Source organism: Streptomyces phaeolivaceus (assembly GCF_009184865.1).
GTDB classification, from domain to species: Bacteria; Actinomycetota; Actinomycetes; order Streptomycetales; family Streptomycetaceae; genus Streptomyces; species Streptomyces phaeolivaceus.
Genome location: NZ_CP045096.1, coordinates 4,625,983 through 4,644,794, shown reverse-complemented (window position 1 = coordinate 4,644,794; position 18,812 = coordinate 4,625,983). Strand labels below are relative to the sequence as shown.

At 69.6% G+C, this 18,812-nt stretch carries 16 protein-coding genes; 11 read left to right on the top strand and 5 right to left on the bottom strand.

All coding sequences use genetic code 11. The features are described 5' to 3' along the window. Positions 1-77 precede the first annotated feature (77 nt). The 7 genes from F9278_RS21765 (at position 78) to F9278_RS21735 (ending at position 7,382) form a co-directional block, all read left to right on the top strand. A complete protein-coding gene (locus F9278_RS21765; RefSeq protein ID WP_226966851.1) occupies positions 78-1,184 on the top strand; it encodes a TniB family NTP-binding protein in 1,107 nt (368 codons plus the stop codon). After that, on the top strand, positions 1,184-2,437 hold the full coding sequence (locus F9278_RS21760; protein WP_152169842.1) for a TniQ family protein: 1,254 nt from the start codon (positions 1,184-1,186) through the stop codon (positions 2,435-2,437). The genes F9278_RS21765 and F9278_RS21760 overlap by 1 nt, the downstream gene beginning before the upstream one ends. 218 nt (positions 2,438-2,655) lie before the next feature. After that, a complete protein-coding gene (locus F9278_RS21755) occupies positions 2,656-3,777 on the top strand; it encodes an LppU/SCO3897 family protein (protein ID WP_152169841.1) in 1,122 nt (373 codons plus the stop codon). 217 nt (positions 3,778-3,994) lie between these two features. Then, positions 3,995-5,272: a TniQ family protein gene (locus F9278_RS21750; protein WP_152169840.1), complete on the top strand. Its 1,278-nt coding sequence runs from the start codon at positions 3,995-3,997 to the stop codon at positions 5,270-5,272. 120 nt (positions 5,273-5,392) lie between these two features. Continuing rightward, positions 5,393-5,932, top strand: coding sequence for a helix-turn-helix domain-containing protein (locus F9278_RS21745; protein ID WP_152169839.1), 540 nt, complete (start codon positions 5,393-5,395; stop codon positions 5,930-5,932). A 182-nt stretch (positions 5,933-6,114) separates the two neighbouring features. Further along, positions 6,115-6,720, top strand: coding sequence for a hypothetical protein (locus F9278_RS21740; protein ID WP_152174025.1), 606 nt, complete (start codon positions 6,115-6,117; stop codon positions 6,718-6,720). A gap of 308 nt (positions 6,721-7,028) precedes the next feature. Beyond that, on the top strand, positions 7,029-7,382 hold the full coding sequence (locus F9278_RS21735) for a DUF2516 family protein (protein ID WP_152169838.1): 354 nt from the start codon (positions 7,029-7,031) through the stop codon (positions 7,380-7,382). 71 nt (positions 7,383-7,453) lie between these two features. On the opposite strand, the gene F9278_RS21730 is transcribed toward F9278_RS21735, so the two are convergent. From F9278_RS21730 to F9278_RS21715, 3 genes are all read right to left on the bottom strand, one after another. Next, a complete protein-coding gene (locus F9278_RS21730) occupies positions 7,454-8,956 on the bottom strand; it encodes a response regulator (RefSeq protein ID WP_193241574.1) in 1,503 nt (500 codons plus the stop codon). A gap of 1,253 nt (positions 8,957-10,209) precedes the next feature. Further along, positions 10,210-11,343, bottom strand: coding sequence for a C40 family peptidase (locus F9278_RS21720; RefSeq protein ID WP_152169835.1), 1,134 nt, complete (start codon positions 11,341-11,343; stop codon positions 10,210-10,212). 257 nt (positions 11,344-11,600) lie between these two features. Next, positions 11,601-12,467, bottom strand: coding sequence for a class I SAM-dependent methyltransferase (locus tag F9278_RS21715; protein WP_152169834.1), 867 nt, complete (start codon positions 12,465-12,467; stop codon positions 11,601-11,603). 292 nt (positions 12,468-12,759) lie between these two features. On the opposite strand from F9278_RS21715, the gene mshA reads away from it, so the two are divergent. After that, positions 12,760-14,100, top strand: coding sequence for a D-inositol-3-phosphate glycosyltransferase (mshA, locus tag F9278_RS21710; protein WP_152169833.1), 1,341 nt, complete (start codon positions 12,760-12,762; stop codon positions 14,098-14,100). Positions 14,101-14,250: 150 nt separating this feature from the next. Beyond that, positions 14,251-14,850, top strand: coding sequence for a type III secretion system chaperone family protein (locus F9278_RS21705; RefSeq protein WP_226966850.1), 600 nt, complete (start codon positions 14,251-14,253; stop codon positions 14,848-14,850). Here F9278_RS21705 and F9278_RS21700 read toward each other — a convergent pair. Next, positions 14,816-15,742 carry a helix-turn-helix transcriptional regulator gene (locus F9278_RS21700; protein WP_226967317.1) on the bottom strand — a complete coding sequence of 309 codons (927 nt, stop codon included), beginning with the start codon at positions 15,740-15,742 and terminating at the stop codon, positions 14,816-14,818. The genes F9278_RS21705 and F9278_RS21700 overlap by 35 nt on opposite strands. Positions 15,743-15,947: 205 nt before the next feature. On the opposite strand from F9278_RS21700, the gene F9278_RS21695 reads away from it, so the two are divergent. Further along, a complete protein-coding gene (locus tag F9278_RS21695) occupies positions 15,948-16,418 on the top strand; it encodes a DUF2000 family protein (RefSeq protein ID WP_404818934.1) in 471 nt (156 codons plus the stop codon). Between the two features lie 34 nt (positions 16,419-16,452). On the opposite strand, the gene F9278_RS21690 is transcribed toward F9278_RS21695, so the two are convergent. Beyond that, entirely contained in the window at positions 16,453-17,814 is a 1,362-nt protein-coding gene (locus F9278_RS21690; RefSeq protein ID WP_152169831.1) for an MDR family MFS transporter, read from the bottom strand. 164 nt (positions 17,815-17,978) lie between these two features. Here F9278_RS21690 and F9278_RS21685 point away from each other — a divergent pair, with 164 nt between their 5' ends. Further along, complete coding sequence (locus F9278_RS21685) at positions 17,979-18,740, top strand: phosphoglyceromutase (protein ID WP_152169830.1); 762 nt, start codon at positions 17,979-17,981, stop codon at positions 18,738-18,740. Positions 18,741-18,812 lie beyond the last annotated feature (72 nt).

Sequence of the window (18,812 nt, the reverse complement as noted above, 5' to 3'; positions counted from 1 at the left end):
AGGGATACCAGCAGTGGCGGCGGACACGAGGAGCCTTCATTCCGGCCCCAAGACTGACGCTGGACCAGTATCGGGCCATGAGCCCCCGCAAGCGCGGGCTGCATGACCTGCACCGAGCGGCGACCCATGTGAACCTGCGGATGCAGGAAACCCCGATGAGCGCGCAGGTCACCGCGCTGATGCGGGCCAGACTCCAGAACAACGCGCTGAAGCAGACACCCGGCACCCGCGACGGACTGATGATCAACGGTGGCGGTTACCAGGGAAAGACGGAGACGGCCTGCGAGACCGCCGCCGAGTTCGAGGACTTCTGGCGCGACCTGCACCACCAGCTCAACCCGAACGCGATCCCCGGCACCCGGGACCTCTTCCTGCCGGTGGCCTACTGCCAGACGCCGGTCAAGGCCACGCCGAAGGGACTGTGCGAGGCGATCCTGGACTTCTACGGAGCCCCGCACGCCAAGACCCTGCGTGGGCTGATCCGCAACGTCCGCGAGTCCCTGCACGCGCACTGCACCACAGCGCTGCTGCTCGACGACATCACTCGGTTGAAGATGCACAGGGAAGACGACCAGGACACCCTCGATCTCATCCGGGACCTGATGAGCCTGAACGTCACTCTCGTCCTCATCGGCGTCAACATCCCTAGCTCCGGGCTGTTGCGGGAAGGCCGTCACGACCCGCGCACTGGGCAGACGGCGCTGTCGCCCGTCAAATGCGGCAGAAGCCACAACGACGAGGCGGCCACCCAGACCGAGCGCCGCTTCGACATGATCAACCTCGACCCGTTTCACTACGACACCCCCGACGGCATTGCCGCTTGGGTCAACCACCTCGCCGGCATCGAAGACCAGCTGCGGCTCTTCCGGGCAGCGCCGGGCATGCTCACCGGCGGCACGATGCCCGAGTACCTGTTCCGCCGTACCGAGGGGATTGTCGGGCTGCTGAAACGCCTCATCGAGGACGGTTGCACCAAGGCCATAGAGACCAGCCAGGAGAACCTGACCATCGACCTGCTCCAGGAGATCCCCATCAATCTCGGCAACGTTCCCGGGCGGGACCCGGGCTCCGGTGAGGTCCCCGTGCTCAAGGACGAGGGAAGAGGAGCCCCGCCCAAGCGCCGCAGGCGCGGCCGGAACACCGCCTTCGACGACCAGGGCGGCCGCCCCGCCGCCGATGCCTGATGGCAGGCCGCCTGCGACTCCTGCCCCGGAGCCTGGACCCGCTGGAGGACGAATCGATCCACGGATATCTTCTCCGGCTCGCCCACCGGTTCGGCGCCGCACCCCTGGAGATCGCCGTCCGAACAGGGCTCGTCGATCCGGTCCCCGCTCGAAATCGCATTCCCGTTCGCCTTCTGCACGACCTGGACGAGCGGCGGCTCGACGCGTTCGCTCGCGCCACTCGCCTCACGCGTGATGAGGCCCGGGGGTTGCTGACGGCTCCGCTGGGCGAGCGCTACGGTCCGCTGAGCGCACGTCTGCTGGCCGAGTTCCGTACGCCCAAGGGAATGGTCCACAACAACCGCTGGATTCTCACCAGGACGACCCGGTACTGCCCGCGATGCCTCTCCGGCGACGGAACCGAGATCGAAGAGCGTCACGGTGGGTGCTGGCGCCGGGCCTGGAGATTGCCTCCCGTCTTCGCCTGTCTACGTCACCAGCGCCTGCTGCTGTCCGGCTGCCCTCGCTGCGGGCAGGACGTCAACGCGGCTCGCACGGGAAGCCTGATCGCCCGAGCCTCCGAGGCGGGCCTCCACCCCGCTCAGTGCAGAGCCACCGTCCCCAGCACACGAGCGATGTGTGGCGCGGGCCTGGCCGGCCAAGAGGACCGGCTTCCCCGCGCTCCCTCCGCGGTCGCCGCGTTGCTGAGGCTTCAGCACCACTTCGACGGGCTCTTGGACCCCGATGGGCCGAAGTTGGTGGGCAGCTTCGGATGGCTGATTCCCGCGGCCCAGTACTTCATCGACCTCCGCGCTCTGAGCGCGTTGATCTTCATGACCTGGCCCCGCGCCAGGGCACTCGCCGACACAGAGGCTCTGGCCGTGCTGGTTGACCGGGAGGCGGAGGAACGGCACGCCGAGTTCGCCAAGTCCCGGGCCGAGGCCAAGGCCGGCCGACGGCGCCAAGCCTCGCACCACTACAGCGACCCGGCAGCGGATCCCGCCGTCGCGGGCGCGGTGCTGGGCATCGCCGCACGGCTTCTGTCGGCCCCTGACGAGAATGAGACCCACGAGTTGATGGCGCCGATCATCGATGGAGCCAAGGAACGGAACTTCTCGATGAGTTACCAGTTCCGACGCCTCAGCGGGACCTCCTACCCGCTCCAGGCCATCCTCCTGACCTCGCGTCAGGACCGTGGGGCGTTCCAGCGCATGGGGCAGCGGATCGAGGGACAGGGCTTCAGGCGCCTTGCCGCAGCCCAGCGACTCACCTGAAGTTGCATGTGGGGGCGGCGGGATACGAAGACTCCGCCCATGACCGTCTCTCTGCCCACGGGGATAGCGGCCACCACGGTGATCAGCATGGAGTGCCGTTGCTCGGGGCTTGGTTCTGTCGACGATCAGGGGCCGGATTTCCGCTGCTCAACCTCTGGTAAATGCTCCTTCCATGAGGCGTTACGATCCCGCCCTGGGGTAGCGAGTGAGGGGGCCTGGTGGAGATCCAGAGGTACAAGTCTTGGCAGCGCATCCGTAGTTACGTGCGGGAGGACGAGCGGCTGCTCTCGATCTGCGAGTTCGAAACCTTCCTGGTCCTGCTGGGACAGCTTACGGCAGGGGAGCGGGCGATCGAGCGTCCTGGTGGAGTATTCGCAGTCACTGACCTGCGTATCCTCATAGTGCAGGACAACTTCACTTGTACCTCTATCGCTCATCCCGATGTGGTCAGAGTCTTGACCGAGAAGCGATTCCCTTTCCGTCTCTCTGCTTTCATCGATGCCGGTCCGCTAGGCCAAATCGGCCTGCTGGGTAGACGAGGAGGAATGCGGAAGGCTGTACGGGCGATGGTACCGCTTGCTGGTGCCCCGATCAGAGAACAGCCCAAGAGTCGACTGACCCCCCTGCCGCCTCACGGGCCGCTTGTGTGCGCAGAGTGCGGCGGATGGCAGCAAGATGAGTGGAACGTATCCCCAGATTTTTGCCACATGTGCCTGCGTCATTTCGAGTGGACAGCGGAGCACGCCAAAATGGTTGCCGAGTTCCGTGAGTGGGTCGATAACGGGAAACCTTCGATCGCTGCGTCGCTTTGGGCCTGGATTAAGGCGGAAAATCCAGAATTTGCCCGAAAGGTCGCGGACCAGAGGTATGGGTTGGACTCTGCGGTGTCAGAATCCGGCGCTATTGATTCTTCATCTCTCCCCCAGATGCCTGCTCGAACAGGGCGGCTCAGACGGCTAGTGCGCCTCGTATGGCACGGTGGCAAGCTGTTTGTGGCGGGTTCCGTGTTCCTCTTGCTGGCGGTTGGCTTTGTCTACGGAGCATTTTTTGCGGACGCTGGCGAGGACAGTGACCCGAATGACCAGCCGGTTCCAGTGGTGGGTGACTGCATCGCCGCCGACCGGGATCAGCCAATCGCAGTTCCTTGCGAAGATCCCAATGCCACTGTCCAGGTTGTCCAGGTCATAGACGGAGACAGCATGTCGCAGTGTGCGCTGGTACCCGGAGTAACCGGCGCCCTCCAGCACAAGTCGGTCCTAAAGGTGGGGGGCGCGGACGGTGTGGATGTGAGCAATGCCGAGGTCCGGACGCTCTGCGTGAAGGACATTGCAGTCGGGTGAGAGGGGCGGCCTTGCCGTGGAGTACACGGGGCGGGCCAGGGCATCAACGACCGGTTTTTTTCGGATATTAGACGGCTGGTGACCTCGGCGTTCGCCTCCGTGGAGGAGTGGTAGAACGTGCCAACGGCGGTGTGAGCGTCTGGAGGGACACGGACCTGCTCTCCGGTGGTTTGGCCAGCACGGCGTTCGGGCCAGCACCGCGGGGCAACATGCGGTCATGCGCGCGTTGCCCCGCAGCCTCGACCCACTCCCCGACGAGGCGCTGACCGGCTACATCCTTCGCCTCGCGCACCGCCTCGGAACTTCGCCAGGGGCGATCGCCATCTGGACCGGTCTGACCGGCGGCCGTAAGGAGAACGTGCTGTTCCGCATCCCCATGCGGCTGCTGCACGACCTGGAGCCCGGACAGGTGCGGCTCTTCAGTCGAACCACCCGCCTCTCCCCGGACGAGATCGGCCGACTGGTGACCTCCTCGTTCGCCGGCCGGTACGGGCCGGCGAACAGGAGGTTCACCCCGCGCAGTAGCGCCGCGAGGATGATCAACGACAACGCGTGGCTGCTGACTCGAACGCCGAGGTACTGCCCGCAATGTCTCACCGGGGACAGGAGCGAGATCCAACGGCGCCACGGCGGGGCCTGGCGGCTTTCCTGGCGCCTCCCGCCGGTCTTCGCCTGCCCTCGGCATCGTCGTCTCCTTCGGACCAACTGCCCGGCCTGCCGTCAGCCCGTCCACGCGGTCGAGATGAACAGCATCATCGCCCGCCCCTGGGACGAGGATCTTCATCCGACGCAATGCCGGACCACGATCGCGCCGCGCACCGTCGGGCGCCTCCAGTCAGCCTGTGGCGCACAGCTCGCGGAGCCAGTCGGGGCTGGTCCCGAGATCGCACCGGACCCGCAGACGCTGGAGCATCTCCTCGGCCTTCAGCGACGGCTCCTGAAGCTCCTCGATCCCGTCGGCCCGGCCGTGACCCCGAGCGTCGGCTGGCTGATCCCCGCCGCTGACTACTTCGCCGACCTGAGGGCCTTGCTCGGCCTCGTGTTCCTCTCTTGGCCTGCGGCTCGCTCCTTCGCCGCGACCCCGGCGCTCGCGGAGGCCATTGACCGGGAAGCCGAGGAGCGCCTTGCCCGTGCAGCGGCCCTTCGTGACAGGCCTGGGAAGAAGCACAGCTCGCGTCCCTTCACCGACCCACCGCTGGACCCGTTTCTCATGGGCGCGGTGCTCGGAATCGCCGAGCGGCTGCTTGATGCCCCGGACGAGGAACAGGCGCGGGAGCTCATGCTGCCGCTCATCCACCAGGCCAGCTGCGTCGATCAAGCCCTGTCGATCTACCTCCGGCGCGAGGCGTGGGTCTCGTTCCCGCTGCGGATCGTCAGCATGAACCGCCCCAAGAGCATGATGGCGATGGGCGACATCATCGCCCGCGGACCGATCCCCAAGGGCGATGGCAGTGGGGCGCGCTCGGAGGGGTATCGCCGGCGCGAGCCTTGGTGACAGTTGCCTTGCTCAAGTGACAACCAGCGTGCTCAGTCACATCCTCGGCCGAGAGTGGGGTAGCGCACTTTTGCAAGCGGGTGCTTGCAAAAGTTAGCGGGGGTGGGGCATGGTGGGGGCATGGCATCGCTCAACGTCGGCAATCTCGGTGAGTATCTGCGTGAACAGCGGCGGAACGCGCGGCTGTCGCTCAGGCAGCTCGCCGATGCCGCCGGGGTGTCCAATCCGTATCTGAGCCAGATCGAGCGCGGGCTGCGCAAGCCGAGCGCGGAGGTGTTGCAGCAGGTCGCCAAGGCGCTGCGGATCTCCGCCGAGACGCTGTACGTGCGGGCCGGCATCCTCGACGCCGAGCGGGATCGCGACGAGGTGGAGACGCGCGCCGTCATCCTCGCCGATCCCACGCTGAACGAGCGGCAGAAGCAGGTGCTGCTCCAGATCTACGAGTCCTTCCGCAAGGAGAACGGGTTCGAGATCGACAGCGAGGTCGTCAGTCACGTCGTCCGTGTGATCGACAGTGAGATCGACGGTGACGACGTCGTCGGCGGCCGTGGGGTCGGGACCGGTGTGGCGACTGACGCGGTGGATACCGGAGAGGCATCGGCCCCCGGCCCTCGTACGGCCGACGGCGACGATGCCGGTCCGCGGCAGACGGCGAGTTGACCGAGTTGGCCGAGTCGACTGATTTGATCGAGCTGATCGAGCTGATCGAGCTGGCCGAGTTGATCGATTCGACTACGACGATGCCGGATGCGGTGGTGACGCCTGTGGTGGCCGAGCCGTCCGCGTGGACCGGAATGACGACACACAACCCTCAGCAGCAAGCAACCCGGAGGACCCTCACCATGGCCATCACCGACGACATCCGCAAGGCCGTCTCCGACCCGACGCCGTTCTACTTCGCCGCCGGCACCGCCGACCTCGCCCTCCAGCAGGCGAAGAAGGTCCCCGGCATCGTCGAGCAGCTGCGCGCCGAGGCGCCGGCCAGGATCGACGCCGTACGCCAGACCGACCCGAAGGCCGTCCAGGAGAAGGCGACCGCCCGGGTCAAGGAGACCCAGGAGAACCTTCAGACCAAGGTCACCGAGCTGATCGGCACCCTCGACACCGACCTGAAGAAGCTCGGTGAGACCGCTCAGGACCTCGCGCTGCGCAGCGTCGGCGTCGCCGCCGAGTACGCGGTCAAGGCCCGGGAGACGTACGAGAAGGTCGCCGAGCACGGTGAGCAGGCCGTGAAGACCTGGCGTGGCGAGGCCGCGGAGGAGATCGAGGAGCTGGCGATCGCCGTCGAGCCGAAGACCCAGCCGGTCGAGGTCAAGGACGAGCCGGCCGTGAAGCCGGTCCCGGCCCAGGCCGCGCCCGCCCCCGCCGCGGCGAAGAAGCCCGCGCCGAAGAAGGCCCCGGCCCGCAAGACCACGACCGCGAAGAAGACCACCCCGCCTGCCAAGTAAGCGGCAGGACGCGCTTCCGCGTGGGCGACATAGCCGACGGCGAGGTCGGTGACAGAGCGAGAGGTGCCCGTGCGGTGCCTCCCATGGATTGCGTACATCGCGTATATCGGAGGTATCTGGGGTATCTGGGGTATGCGCGACGTGGTCGCGTGACACCTCACGGTACGGAGACGGGCCGGGCACCTTTGGGGTGGCCGGCCCGTTCTACGGGTACGGTGGCCGCGTAGGAGCCTGGCGGCCGGAAGATCGGAAGATCGGAAGATCGGAAACCGGACGTCGAAAGAGCGAATGCGAATGGAACGGGTGGTGTGGGCGGCATGCTGATGACGGGCTTCGCGGGGTTCCTGGGACTTCTGAAGATCGTCCTGATGGCTCTCGCCGCGTTCGGGCTGTTCGACGCCGCGTTCCGGCGTGAGGACGCGTTCCGTGCGGCGGACAAGCAGACCAAGGTGTTCTGGCTGATCATCCTCGGGATCGCCCTCATCGTGAGCTGGCTGTTCTCGATCCTGTCGTTCCTGCCGATCATCGGCGTCATCGCGAGCATCGTCTACATCGTGGATGTGCGGCCCGCGGTCAAGCAGGTCTCCGGTGGCGGGGGCGGCGGCGGGCGCCGCGGCTCCAGCAGCGACGGTCCGTACGGGCCGTACAACGGCGGTCGGTGACCCCGGCGAGGCCGAGGGCCGAGGGCTGCTCAGCCGGCCGGTGCCCAGCTGACGGCCCAGACCTGCTCCGGTCAGGCTTCGCGGTCCAGTAGGAGGACCGCCACGTCGTCGGTCAGTTCGCCGCCGTTGAGGTCGCGGACCTCGCTCACCGCCGCGCGCAGCAGGTCCTCGCCGCGCAGGCCCTCGGCGAGCTGGCGGCGGACCATCTCCACCATGCCGTCCTGGCCCAGCCGCTCTTTGCCCTGGCCGATCCGGCCCTCTATCAGGCCGTCGGTGTAGAGCATCAGACTCCAGGCGGCGCCCAGTTCGATCTGGGTGCGCGGCCAGCGGGCGTTCGGGAGCAGGCCGAGGGCGGGACCGCCGTTGTCGTACGGCAGCAGCTCGGCCGGCGGGGTGGGCCGGCCGTTGCGGCCGTGGCGGACGATCAGCGGGGCCGGGTGGCCGGCCAGGCAGAGGCCCGCGCGGCGGCCGTCGGGCGCGATGTCGACCGTGCAGAGCGTCGCGAAGATCTCGTCGCTCTCGCGCTCGTGCTCCAGGACGCGCTGGAGTGTGGACAGCAGCTCGTCGCCGCACAGCCCCGCGAACGTCAGCGCCCGCCAGGCGATCCGCAGCTCCACTCCGAGCGCCGCCTCGTCGGGGCCGTGCCCGCAGACATCGCCGATCATGACGTGCACGGTGCCGTCCGGGGTGCGGACGGTGTCGTAGAAGTCGCCGCCGAGCAGGGCGCGCGAACGGCCGGGTCGGTAGCGGGCGGCGAACCGCAGGGACGAGCCCTCCAGCAGGGGCGTCGGCAGCAGGCCGCGCTCCAGACGGGCGTTCTCCTGGGCGCGCAGCTTGGACTCCGTGAGTCGGCGCTCGGCAGTGTCCGACCGCTTGCGCTCCACCGCGTAGCGGATCGCGCGGCTCAGCAGACGGCCGTCCACTTCGTCCCGGAAGAGGTAGTCCTGGGCGCCGACCCGTACCGCCTCCGTGCCGCGTTCGGCGTCGCCCGAGTCGGTGAGGGCGAGGACGGCGTGGCGGGGGGCCAGCTCCAGTACGTGCTTGAGGACGGCGAGTTCGTCGTCCGGGCCGTCGGCCGTCTCGGTGTCCGCGTCGGGGTCCGTCGCGGTGGTGGGGCGGGCCGGGGCCGGGAGTGCCAGGTCCAGCAGGATGCAGTTGACGTCGTCGGTCAGCAGCCGCTGGGCCTCGGTGAGGTTGCGGGCGGTGCGGACGCGGATCGGCTTGCCCGCGGAGTCGAGCAGTTCGGGCACGTTGAGGGAACCCGCCGGGTCGTCCTCGATGAGGAGGACCGTGAGGTTGGTGGGGCCGCCGGGCTGCGCGGTCGGACCGGTCTGACCGGTGGGTCCGGTCGGGCCCAGGCCTGTCGGGCCCAGGCCTGTCGGGCCCAGGCCTGTCGGGCCCGGGGCGCGGTCGCCGGTGGGGCCGGGCCGGGGTGTGGAGTTGTCTGCAGGGGCCAGGGCCGAGGCGTTCATGGCCGCCCCCTCTCCGGACGGTCCGCTGGGTGCGGACACGGCGTGCGCCTGACCACTTTCCGCGGCCGGGATCGCTCTCTGCCGCGGTACGGGTACGGGCATCGTGTTGGGTTCCTTCCCTCCCCCCGAGGGCATGGTGGGGCGAGGGACCTCGACCCACCGACGGGGACCATAGCGCCCGGCGCCGCCGCAACGGAATGCTCGGCGGGGCGTCGGGCGGCAAACGGCCGCCGTCATATGCCGCATCCTGTACCGCACTTGGACATGGCGGGGCTTTCTCCTGGGATGACGAATGTCACGCGGTGAGGGTTGAGCCGGGTGGTGAAGGTGGTGAGAGTCACGTGGGGTGGGTCACTTGGGGAGGGGGTGGGTGACTGGGGTTGGGGGCTTGGGGTTGGGGGCTGGGGGCTGGCAACCCGGGGCTGGGGCCGGGGGTTGCGGGTGGGGCGGGGTGAGGTCGGGTGGGGGCGGGGCGAGGTCGGGTGGAGTGGGTGTGTGGCTGTGGCTGTGGGTGGGTGGCGGGTTTGGTCGGGGTGGCGGTGGGATTGGGGTGAGTTGCGATGTTTGTCGGGCTGAGGCTGGGAGATTTCGCCCCCGCCGCCCCTACCCGTCCCATCCCCAGGGGCTGCGCCCCTTCGACCCCGCCCGCTCGCGTACGGGCTCACGCCCCCGGCCCCGGCACATGTCCCGAGCCATGACTCATGGCGCCGCTGTGACTCATAGCCCCAGCTTTGGTTCACGCCCAGCCTCGCCTGTTGACTCAGCCCTGGCTCGCGCCCCGGCCCGGTGCCTGCCCTGGCCTCGGCTGACGCCACAACCCTGGTTCGCATCCCCGGTCCGGGTGTGTGCCCCGGCCTCGGCCGACGCCACACCCTGGCTCGCGCCCCGGCCTCGGCCGACGCCACACCCTGGCTCGCGCCCCGGCCTCGGCCGACGCCACACCCTGGCTCGCGCCCCGGCCTCGGCCGACGCCACACCCTGGCTCGCGCCAGGCCTTGTTCAAGCCCTCGGCCTTGGCTGACGCCTCGGCCTTGGCTGACGCCTCAGCCTTGGCTGATGCTCAGCCCTGGTGTACGCCCGGCCTCGGCTGACGTCACAGCCCTGGCTCGCTCCGGCCCGCGTCCACACCCCCGGCCCCGGCCTCAACTCACGCCCCGGCCTCAAGCCCCGAACCGTCACCGCACCCCGGCCTCAAGCCCCGAACCGTCACCGCACCCCGGCCTCAAGCCCCGAACCGTCACCGCACCCCGGCCTCAAGCCCCGAACCGTCACCGCACCCCGGCCTCAAGCCCCGAACCGCCACCCCACCCCAGCCTCAAGCGCGCGGACGGGCCACCCCACCCGGCCCACCCCGATCACGCATCCGGTCGTACGACCCCCAGGATCTGCATCGTCCCCGCGCCCGCGATCGTCACCTTTCGGTTCGGTCGGGGGGCGTGGACCATCGAGCCGTTGCCCAGGTACATGGCCACATGGCTGGCGTCGGCGTTGTAGATGATGAGGTCGCCGGGGCGCATGTCCTGGATGTCGATGTGCTTGAGCTGACGCCACTGCTCCTGGGACGTGCGGGGGACGGTCAGACCGGCGGCGGCCCACGCCTGGCTGGTGAGGCCGGAGCAGTCGTATGTGTCGGGACCCTCGGCGCCCCACTCGTACCACTTGCCTATCTGGTCCGTCGCGAACTTCACGGCCTTCTTGCCCTGCGGCGACGCCTTGCCGTTGATCTCGTCGAGGATGCCGGAGTCCAGCCACGCGGCCTGCGACTGCTGCGCGGCCTCCTCCTCCAGCTGCGCCAACCGCTCCCGCTCGTCGTCCTCCAGCTGCGCTTCCAGCTCCTGCGCGGCGGCGATCTGCTTCTTGATCTTCTTCTTGGCCTTCTCCTTGGCCTTGCGGTTCGCCTCCAGCTTCTCCCAGCGCGCGGAGGCGTCCTTCGAGTACTGCTCCAAGTCCTGCTGGGTCCGCGTCATTTCGGCGAGCAGCCCCTTGGTCGCGAGCTGGCCCTGCCGCAGGCGGTCCGCGCCCTCCAGGAAGTCCTGTGGGTTCTCGCTCAGCCACAGCTGCACCTCGGGCGGAAGGCCGCCGCCGCGGTACTGCGCGCGGGCCGCGGCACCGATGAGGTCCTGCAACTTGTCCAGCTTCTGCTGGCCCTTGACGACCTCGTGCGCCAGGTCGACGAGCTCCTCGGACTGCTGGTCGGCCCTCTCCTCGGCCGCGTTGTACGCGTCCGTCGCGACCGCCGCGTCGTGGTACAGGCCCTCCAGCTTGGTGCGTACGGCCTCCAACTCCTCGTTCGTCACGGGCGTCGACGCGGACGAGGGCGAGGACAAGGGCGACGGTGAGGGTGACGGTGAAGAGGAGGACGAGGGGCTCGGGGTCGGCTCGGTCGGTTTCGTCTGGCTCGCGTACGCGTGGACCGGTGCGCCCAGCACCGTCATCGCGCAGACCACGGCCACGGCCGCCATGGTCAGGTTCCGCTTGCCGGCTCCCATACCCCTTGCCCCCAACCCCAATAGAAACAGCAATAGTTAACCGTCAGTAACTTGCCGGTGCCCGGGTGATCGTGTCACGGCGTCGCGGAATGCGACAGAGGCGGGCAAGAACTCACTTCTCCTCGCTCCCCCTTGTTTCTCTCCCGCTCTCACCTGCGTGACATCGGCCCCGACTGTGTGACGAACGGCCCGAGGCGATCGTTCCCGTCCGTCGCTATTTCGTCGCTCTGAGTCACGAAGTCGACGGCCTCCATCGCTCAGCGGCGCGGTGCCAACGCCTCCCACGCCACCGTGACTTCGCCCTGCCGCCAGCGCTTCACCCCGTCCCGGACCGGCCAGTCCGTACTGAGGGTGCGGACCGTGCGGATCCAGCGCTGGCGTGCGCCGTACGAGGCGTACGGCGCCGCGGCGGCCCAGGCGCGGTCGAAGTCGCGGAGGAAGGTGTGCACCGGTTCGCCGGGGACGTTGCGGTGGATGAGTGCCTTGGGGAGGCGTTCGGCGAGGTCGGAGGGGCGGTCCAGTGAGCCGAGCCGGGTGGCGAAGGTGACCGTGCGGGGGCCCTCCGGACCGAGCGCGACCCAGACGTGCCGACGGCCGATCTCGTCACAGGTGCCCTCGACGAGCAGCCCTCCGGAGCCCCCCGAGCCCCCCGAGCCCCCAAAGCCCCCGGAGAAGGAGGATGAGGGGAGGGGTGAAGCGGGGAGGGGTGAGGGCGCGGCCGGTTCGAGGAGGGCGCACAGCCGTTCCCAGACGGCGGCGACCTCGTCCTCGTCGTACTGGCGCAGGACGTTCGCCGCCCGGATCAGGGTCGGTCGGCCCGGCACCGGTACCTCGAAGCCGCCGTGCCGGAAGGTCAGCCCCTCGCACTCGTACGGTTTCGCCGCCGTGACCCTGGCCGGGTCGATCTCGACGCCGACCACCTGGGTGCGGGGCGCCGTCGCACGCAGGCGTCGCAGGAGTTCGACGGCGGTCCAGGGGGCGGCGCCGTAACCGAGGTCGACGGCGAGGGGGGTGGCGGCGCGGCGGAGTTCGGCTCCGTGGGTCGCCGCGATCCAGCGGTCCATGCGGCGCAGGCGGTTGGGGTTGGTGGTGCCGCGCGTCACGGTGCCGACTGGTCTTGCCATGGGGTGAGCGTATGTCGGGCGATCGGGGAGGCGCCCCCACCCATCCCCGCCCCACCCCACCCCCATTCCCGCCCCACCCCGTCCCTGGCACCCTCCCCTCCCCTCCCCTCCCCTCCCCACCCCGTCCCATCCCTCGCTCCTGTCCCCCCACTCACCAGTTGCTCGAACGGTTGAGCGAAGCTCGGTAATAATTGCGCAAAGAGGAAATGGAACAGCCCCCTCCGGCGTTCCCCCTGCCTAGAGGGACCCCACGCCCTCCGAACGGCATGCCCGGAGCGAGGAGGAACGCCACGTGAGCCACTACGTCAGCAGGCTCGGGCGACGCTCCCCGGCCGCCGCGGCGCGGCTGCGGCTGCACCGGAAGCCGCGCCGGGTCGCGATGCTCTCGGTGCACACCTCGCCGCTGCACCAGCCCGGCACGGGCGACGCGGGCGGGATGAATGTCTACATCGTCGAGCTGGCGCAGCGGCTGGCCGCGCAGAACATCGAGGTGGAGATCTTCACCCGCGCCACGACCGGCGCCCTGCCCCCCACGGTCGAGCTGGCCCCGGGCGTCCTGGTCCGGCACGTCGACGCGGGCCCGTACGAAGGGTTGGCGAAGGAGGAACTCCCGGCCCAGCTGTGCGCGTTCACGCACGGGGTGATGCAGGCGTGGGCGGGCCACCGCCCCGGCCACTACGACCTCGTGCACTCGCACTACTGGCTCTCCGGCCACGTCGGCTGGCTCGCCGCCGAACGCTGGGGCGTGCCCCTGGTGCACGCCATGCACACCATGGCGAAGGTCAAGAACGCCGCGCTCGCCACCGACGACACCCCCGAGCCCGCCGCCCGCGTCATCGGCGAGACCCAGATCGTCCGCGCCGCCGACCGCCTCATCGCCAACACGGCCGAGGAGGCCGACGAACTCGTACGCCACTACGAGGCCGACCCCGCCAAGGTCGCCGTCGTCCACCCGGGCGTCAACCTCGACCGCTTCCGCCCCGCCGACGGCCGCGCGGCGGCGAGGGCCCGTCTCGGCCTGCCGCAGGACGCCCTGATCCCGCTCTTCGCCGGCCGTATCCAGCCCCTCAAGGCCCCCGACGTCCTGCTCCGCGCCGTAGCCGTCCTCCTCGACGAACGCCCCGAGCTGCGGTCGCGGATCGTCGTCCCGGTGGTCGGCGGGCCCAGCGGCAGCGGCCTCGCCAAACCCGAGGGCCTGCAGAAACTGGCGGCGCGGCTCGGCATAGCCGATGTCGTACGGTTCCGGCCGCCGGTGGGGCAGGAGCAGCTCGCGGACTGGTTCCGGGCGGCGTCCGTGCTGGTCATGCCCTCGTACAGCGAGTCCTTCGGGCTGGTCGCGATCGAGGCGCAGGCGGCCGGTACGCCGGTGCTGGCGGCCTCGGTCGGCGGGCTCCCGGTCGCCGTGCGGGACGGGGAGACGGGTTTCCTGGTCCAGGGCCACGATCCCGTCGCCTACGCGCGCGTGCTCCGCGATTTCGCCGACAGCCCCGAACTGCCCGCCCGGATGGGCGCCGCCGCAGCCCGCCACGCCGAGTCCTTCGGCTGGGACACCTCGGCCGCCGCCACCGCGGACGTGTACACGGCCGCCATGCACGACCACCGACGCCAGCGAGTGCGGGGCCACTACGCCTGAGGTCACCGCCGGACAGCTGTGGGCCCGTGAGCCGTGAGCCGTAAGCCGTGGGTCCGTGAGCCATGGGGCTATGGGTCATAGGGCTATGGGTCATGGGGGCATGAGCTATGAGGCCGTGGGCCTGTCCGTACCGGCGGGTACCCTCGCCCCATGGCTGACAAAGCGTCGATCGTCGAGCCGGTGTCGATCATCGAGCAGGTCCTCACCGAGGCCGAGCTGGAGTGGGAGAGCCCGGCACCCGGCTCCTATGTCGTGAAACTCCCCGGCACCCGCAAGCTCTCGACGACCGTCTCCCTGATCGTCGGCCGGCACTCCCTCTCCCTCAACGCCTTCGTGATCCGCCACCCCGACGAGAACGAGGCGAACGTCCACCGCTGGCTCCTGGAACGCAACCTCAAGCTGTACGGCGTGAGTTACGCCGTCGACCCGCTCGGCGACATCTACGTCACGGCCCGGCTGCCGCTCTCCGCCGTCACCCCCGACGGCATCGACGGCCTCCTCGGCCAGGTCCTGGAGGCGGCCGACGGCGCCTTCAACACCCTTCTCGAACTGGGCTTCGCCTCCGCGATCCGCAAGGAGTACGCGTGGCGCGTGTCCCGGGGGGAGTCGACCCGCAACCTGGACGCGTTCAGCCACCTGACGCGCGAGCAGCGCGAGACACGCGAGACACACGAGACACGTGAGACATGCGAGAAGCGCGAGACGCGTGAAGCGACTACGGCCGACCGCTCCGATAGCGGCCAGGGGTGACCCCCACCCACCGCTTGAAGTGCCGCGTCAGATGCGCCTGGTCGTAGAAGCCGGCGACCGCCGCCGCCTCGCCCGGCCGCATTCCGTCCAGCAGCAGCCGCCTGGCCCGCTCCACCCGACGGGACATCAGATACTGGTGCGGCGCGATCCCGAAGGCCGCCCCGAACGCCCGTACGAGATGGGCCGGATGGGCATGGACCGTCCGCGCGGCCTCCTCCAGCGTGATCCTTCCTGCCCCGTCCGCCCCGTCCGCCCTGTCCGTCCTGTCTGCCCTGTCCGTCCCGTCAGTGCTGTCCGCACCGTCCACCTCGTCCACCCCGTCCGCGATCCGCTCGTCGAGCAGTTCGCGCAGCTGGTGGGCGACGGCATGACGGGTACGGCCGCCGGATGCCCGGAGGGACGAGTCCTCCGCCGGTCCGCGCAGATGCCCTCGCAGCCGCTCTCCGACGAGCGCGAGCCGGCTCTCCGCCTCCAGTTCGTCCCCCGGGCGCGCGAGCGCCGCGTGCAACTGCCCCACCCGTAGCCGCAGCAGCGGATCCCGGAGGTCCGGTTCGTCCACCGCCGCGCCGATGAGGCCCTCGTCCAGCGCGGTCGACCCCGGGTCCAGATACAGCACCCGCTTGCGAAAGCCCGCGTCCGTGACCGGCGCCCCGTTGTGCGGCACGTACGGCGGCAACAGCGAGACCGTGTCGTTCGGCGTCCCGTGCTCATGCCGGTCCAGCTCGTACCGTACGGCCCCGTCGTCCACGATCAGCAGCGTCCAGACGTCGTGCACATGCATCGGGTACGCGTACTCCGTGTAGTGCGCGTGGAACACCTCGACGACGCCGGGTACACGGGGCCGCCACGCGGAGACGTCACGCTGGGGGGCCTGCTGCCGCTGCGGGCACATGCAAAGAACGTACAAGACGAGGGTGAACACCGCTCGGCAGTCTCGTCCCATGAACACCCCGATGAGCAGTCCCACGAGCAGTGCCACGAACAGTCCCACGAGCAGTGCCACGAACAGTCCCACGGGCAGTGCCACGAACAGCCCCACGAACAGTCCCACGGGCAGTGCCACGAACAGCCCCACGAACAGTCCCACGAACAACCGTGTGCACAGCTCTGTGCACACGCCTGTGCACAGCGAGACCCCTCTGGACGCGTCGCCGCCCGTCCGGTTCGACACCAAGATCGCCGTCCTCCTCCGCGACGACCTGGAGACCTGGCAACGCCTCAACGTCACGTCCTTCCTGGTCAGCGGCCTCGGCCCGACCGTCCCGGAGGTGATCGGCGAGTCGTACGAGGACGCCGACGGCACGGCGTACCTGCCGATGTTCCGGCAGCCGGTCTTCGTCTTCGAGGGCACGAAGGAGGTCCTGAAGGCGGCCCACACGCGCGCGCTGACCCGTGCCCTGCCCCGCGCCGTCTTCACGTCCGACCTCTTCACCACGGGCAACGACCGTGACAACCGCGCGGCCGTACGAGCGGTGGCGGCGGCCGGCCTGGACCTGGTGGGGCTCGCGGTGTACGGCCCGCGCAACAGCGTGGACAAGGTGGTGAAGGGGGCGCGGATGCACCCGTGACGATGGCGATGCTCGCGCCGGATGCTCGGAAGGCTCAGTCCTGGCCGCCGGTACCGGCCTTCGCCTCCGGAGCCGTCGTACGGGCCTCAGCCCGCGCGGGCGTACCTACGCCGGACTCCCCGGGGGCGACCGGCCTCTCGGCGACCTCCTCCACTCCGTCGGTCTCGGTCTCGGTCTCGGTCTCGGTCACCGGCATCCGCCGCATGAGCACCCCGTACCCCACGCCCGCCACGGTCCCGATCACCGCGCACAGCCCCCACAGCCACTCCGCTCCCCACCGGTCGATGACGACACCGGACATGAGGGGAGCGACGAGCGCGGCGACGGACCAGGACATCGTGTACATGCCCTGGTAGCGGCCACGCCCCTGTGCGGGCGAGAGGCGGACGACGACGCCGGTCTGGGTGGGCGCGTTGACGATCTCGGCGAGGGTCCAGACGCAGACGGTGAGGGCGAACGCGCCGATCGACCCGGCGAAGGCGGTGAGGCCGAAGCCGTACCCGGCGAGCACGGACGAGACGACGAGCAGCCGCCGCGGATCCCGGTGTTCGATGAACCGGGTGACCGGGATCTGCAGTACGACGATCAGCACGCCGTTGACGGCGATGGCGAGGCCGTAGTCGGCGGGCGTGAAACCCGCCTCGCCCATCGCGACCGGCAGCCCCACCGACCCTTGCTGAAAGATCAGCGCGACGAGGAAGGACAGCCCCACGACACCCATGAACCGCCCGTCACGCACGACGGTCCCCAGCCCGACCGCGTCCGTGCGGCCGGCCTTCCCCACCCCTGCCGTACCGCTCTCGGGCCGTGACTCGGGCAGCTTCAGGAAGACGAGGATCGCGCAGGTCATCGTCATGCCGGCCTCGATCAGAAACCCGGCGCGGTAGCTGACCTCGGCGATGAACCCGGCGGCCATGGAGGAGACGGCGAAACCGAGGTTGATGGCCCAGTAGTTGAGGGAGAACGCGCGGACGCGGTCCTCGGGCCGGACGATGTCCGCCATCATCGCCTGCACGGCGGGGCGGGACGCGTTGCTGGTCGCGCCGACGAGGAAGGCGACGGCGGCGATGGCGGCGGGATGCTGGACGTAGCCGAGGAGCGCGACGGAGACGGCGGTCGACGCCTGCGCGATGAGCAGAGTGGGCCGCCGCCCGAGCCGGTCGGCCATGACGCCTCCCCCGAGGGACGAGACGACTCCGCCGAGGCCGTGCAGCGAGGCGACGAGTCCGGCGTAGGAGGCGGAGTAGCCGCGGTCCAGCGTCAGATACAGCGCCATGAAGGTGGCGACGAACGCGCCCAGCCGGTTCACCAGCGTGCTCGTCCACAGCCACCAGAACTCCCGGGGCAGCCCCGAGACGGACTCCCGGACGGCACGTCTGACGGCGACGAGTGGCATGGAGATCCCCCACGGACGTAAGCGGCTAAGGCGGCGAACACAACTTACGAACGCGTGCGGAACCCGGGCCACTCAATTAGCAACCCCCGTCAACTGTCAGCCCGGCCTGTCCGCCTGTCGGCCGGGCGTTTGGCCGATCCCGGCCGTCGATTACGCTCGGAGCCATGGCCGACGCACCGTACAAGCTGATCCTCCTCCGCCACGGCGAGAGCGAGTGGAACGAGAAGAACCTGTTCACCGGCTGGGTGGACGTCAACCTCACGCCGAAGGGAGAGAAGGAGGCGACGCGCGGCGGTGAGCTGCTGAAGGACGCCGGCCTGCTCCCGGACGTACTCCACACCTCCCTCCAGCGGCGCGCCATCCGCACCGCGCAGCTGGCCCTCGACTCCGCCGACCGCCACTGGATCCCGGTCCACCGCAGCTGGCGCCTGAACGAGCGCCACTACGGCGCCCTCCAGGGCAAGGACAAGGCGCAGACCCTCGCGGAGTTCGGCGAGGAGCAGTTCATGCTGTGGCGCCGCTCGTACGACACCCCGCCGCCCCCGCTCGCGGACGACTCGGAGTTCTCCCAGGCCTCGGACGCGCGCTACGCGACCATCCCGCCGGAGCTCCGCCCCCGCACGGAGTGCCTCAAGGACGTCGTCACCCGCATGCTCCCGTACTGGTACGACGGCATCGTCCCCGACCTCCTGGCCGGCCGCACGGTCCTCGTCGCCGCCCACGGCAACTCCCTGCGCGCCCTCGTCAAGCACCTCGACGACATCTCCGACGCCGACATCGCCGGCCTCAACATCCCGACCGGCATCCCCCTCTCCTACGAACTCGACGCCGACTTCAAGCCCCTGAACCCCGGCGGCACCTACCTCGACCCGGACGCGGCAGCGGCGGCAATCGAGGCGGTCAAGAACCAGGGCAAGAAGAAGTAGGTTGAGTGATCATGCCCCCGACCTGCGCATACGGCGCGGTGCGGGGGCATTTTCACGGCCTGGGCCCACTGC

Bases quoted from the DNA above. Each gene is read 5' to 3' on its own strand.
- F9278_RS21690 (WP_152169831.1), bottom strand. From the start codon at position 17,814: ATGCCACTCGTCGCCGTCAGACGTGCCGTCCGGGAGTCCGTCTCGGGG.
- F9278_RS21730 (WP_193241574.1), bottom strand. From the start codon at position 8,956: ATGCCCGTACCCGTACCGCGGCAGAGAGCGATCCCGGCCGCGGAAAGT.
- F9278_RS21760 (WP_152169842.1), top strand. From the start codon at position 1,184: ATGGCAGGCCGCCTGCGACTCCTGCCCCGGAGCCTGGACCCGCTGGAG.
- F9278_RS21685 (WP_152169830.1), top strand. From the start codon at position 17,979: ATGGCCGACGCACCGTACAAGCTGATCCTCCTCCGCCACGGCGAGAGC.
- F9278_RS21700 (WP_226967317.1), bottom strand. From the start codon at position 15,742: ATGTGCCCGCAGCGGCAGCAGGCCCCCCAGCGTGACGTCTCCGCGTGG.
- F9278_RS21720 (WP_152169835.1), bottom strand. From the start codon at position 11,343: ATGGGAGCCGGCAAGCGGAACCTGACCATGGCGGCCGTGGCCGTGGTC.
- F9278_RS21705 (WP_226966850.1), top strand. From the start codon at position 14,251: ATGGCTGACAAAGCGTCGATCGTCGAGCCGGTGTCGATCATCGAGCAG.
- F9278_RS21740 (WP_152174025.1), top strand. From the start codon at position 6,115: ATGGCCATCACCGACGACATCCGCAAGGCCGTCTCCGACCCGACGCCG.
- F9278_RS21745 (WP_152169839.1), top strand. From the start codon at position 5,393: ATGGCATCGCTCAACGTCGGCAATCTCGGTGAGTATCTGCGTGAACAG.
- F9278_RS21765 (WP_226966851.1), top strand. From the start codon at position 78: ATGAGCCCCCGCAAGCGCGGGCTGCATGACCTGCACCGAGCGGCGACC.
- F9278_RS21750 (WP_152169840.1), top strand. From the start codon at position 3,995: ATGCGCGCGTTGCCCCGCAGCCTCGACCCACTCCCCGACGAGGCGCTG.
- F9278_RS21715 (WP_152169834.1), bottom strand. From the start codon at position 12,467: ATGGCAAGACCAGTCGGCACCGTGACGCGCGGCACCACCAACCCCAAC.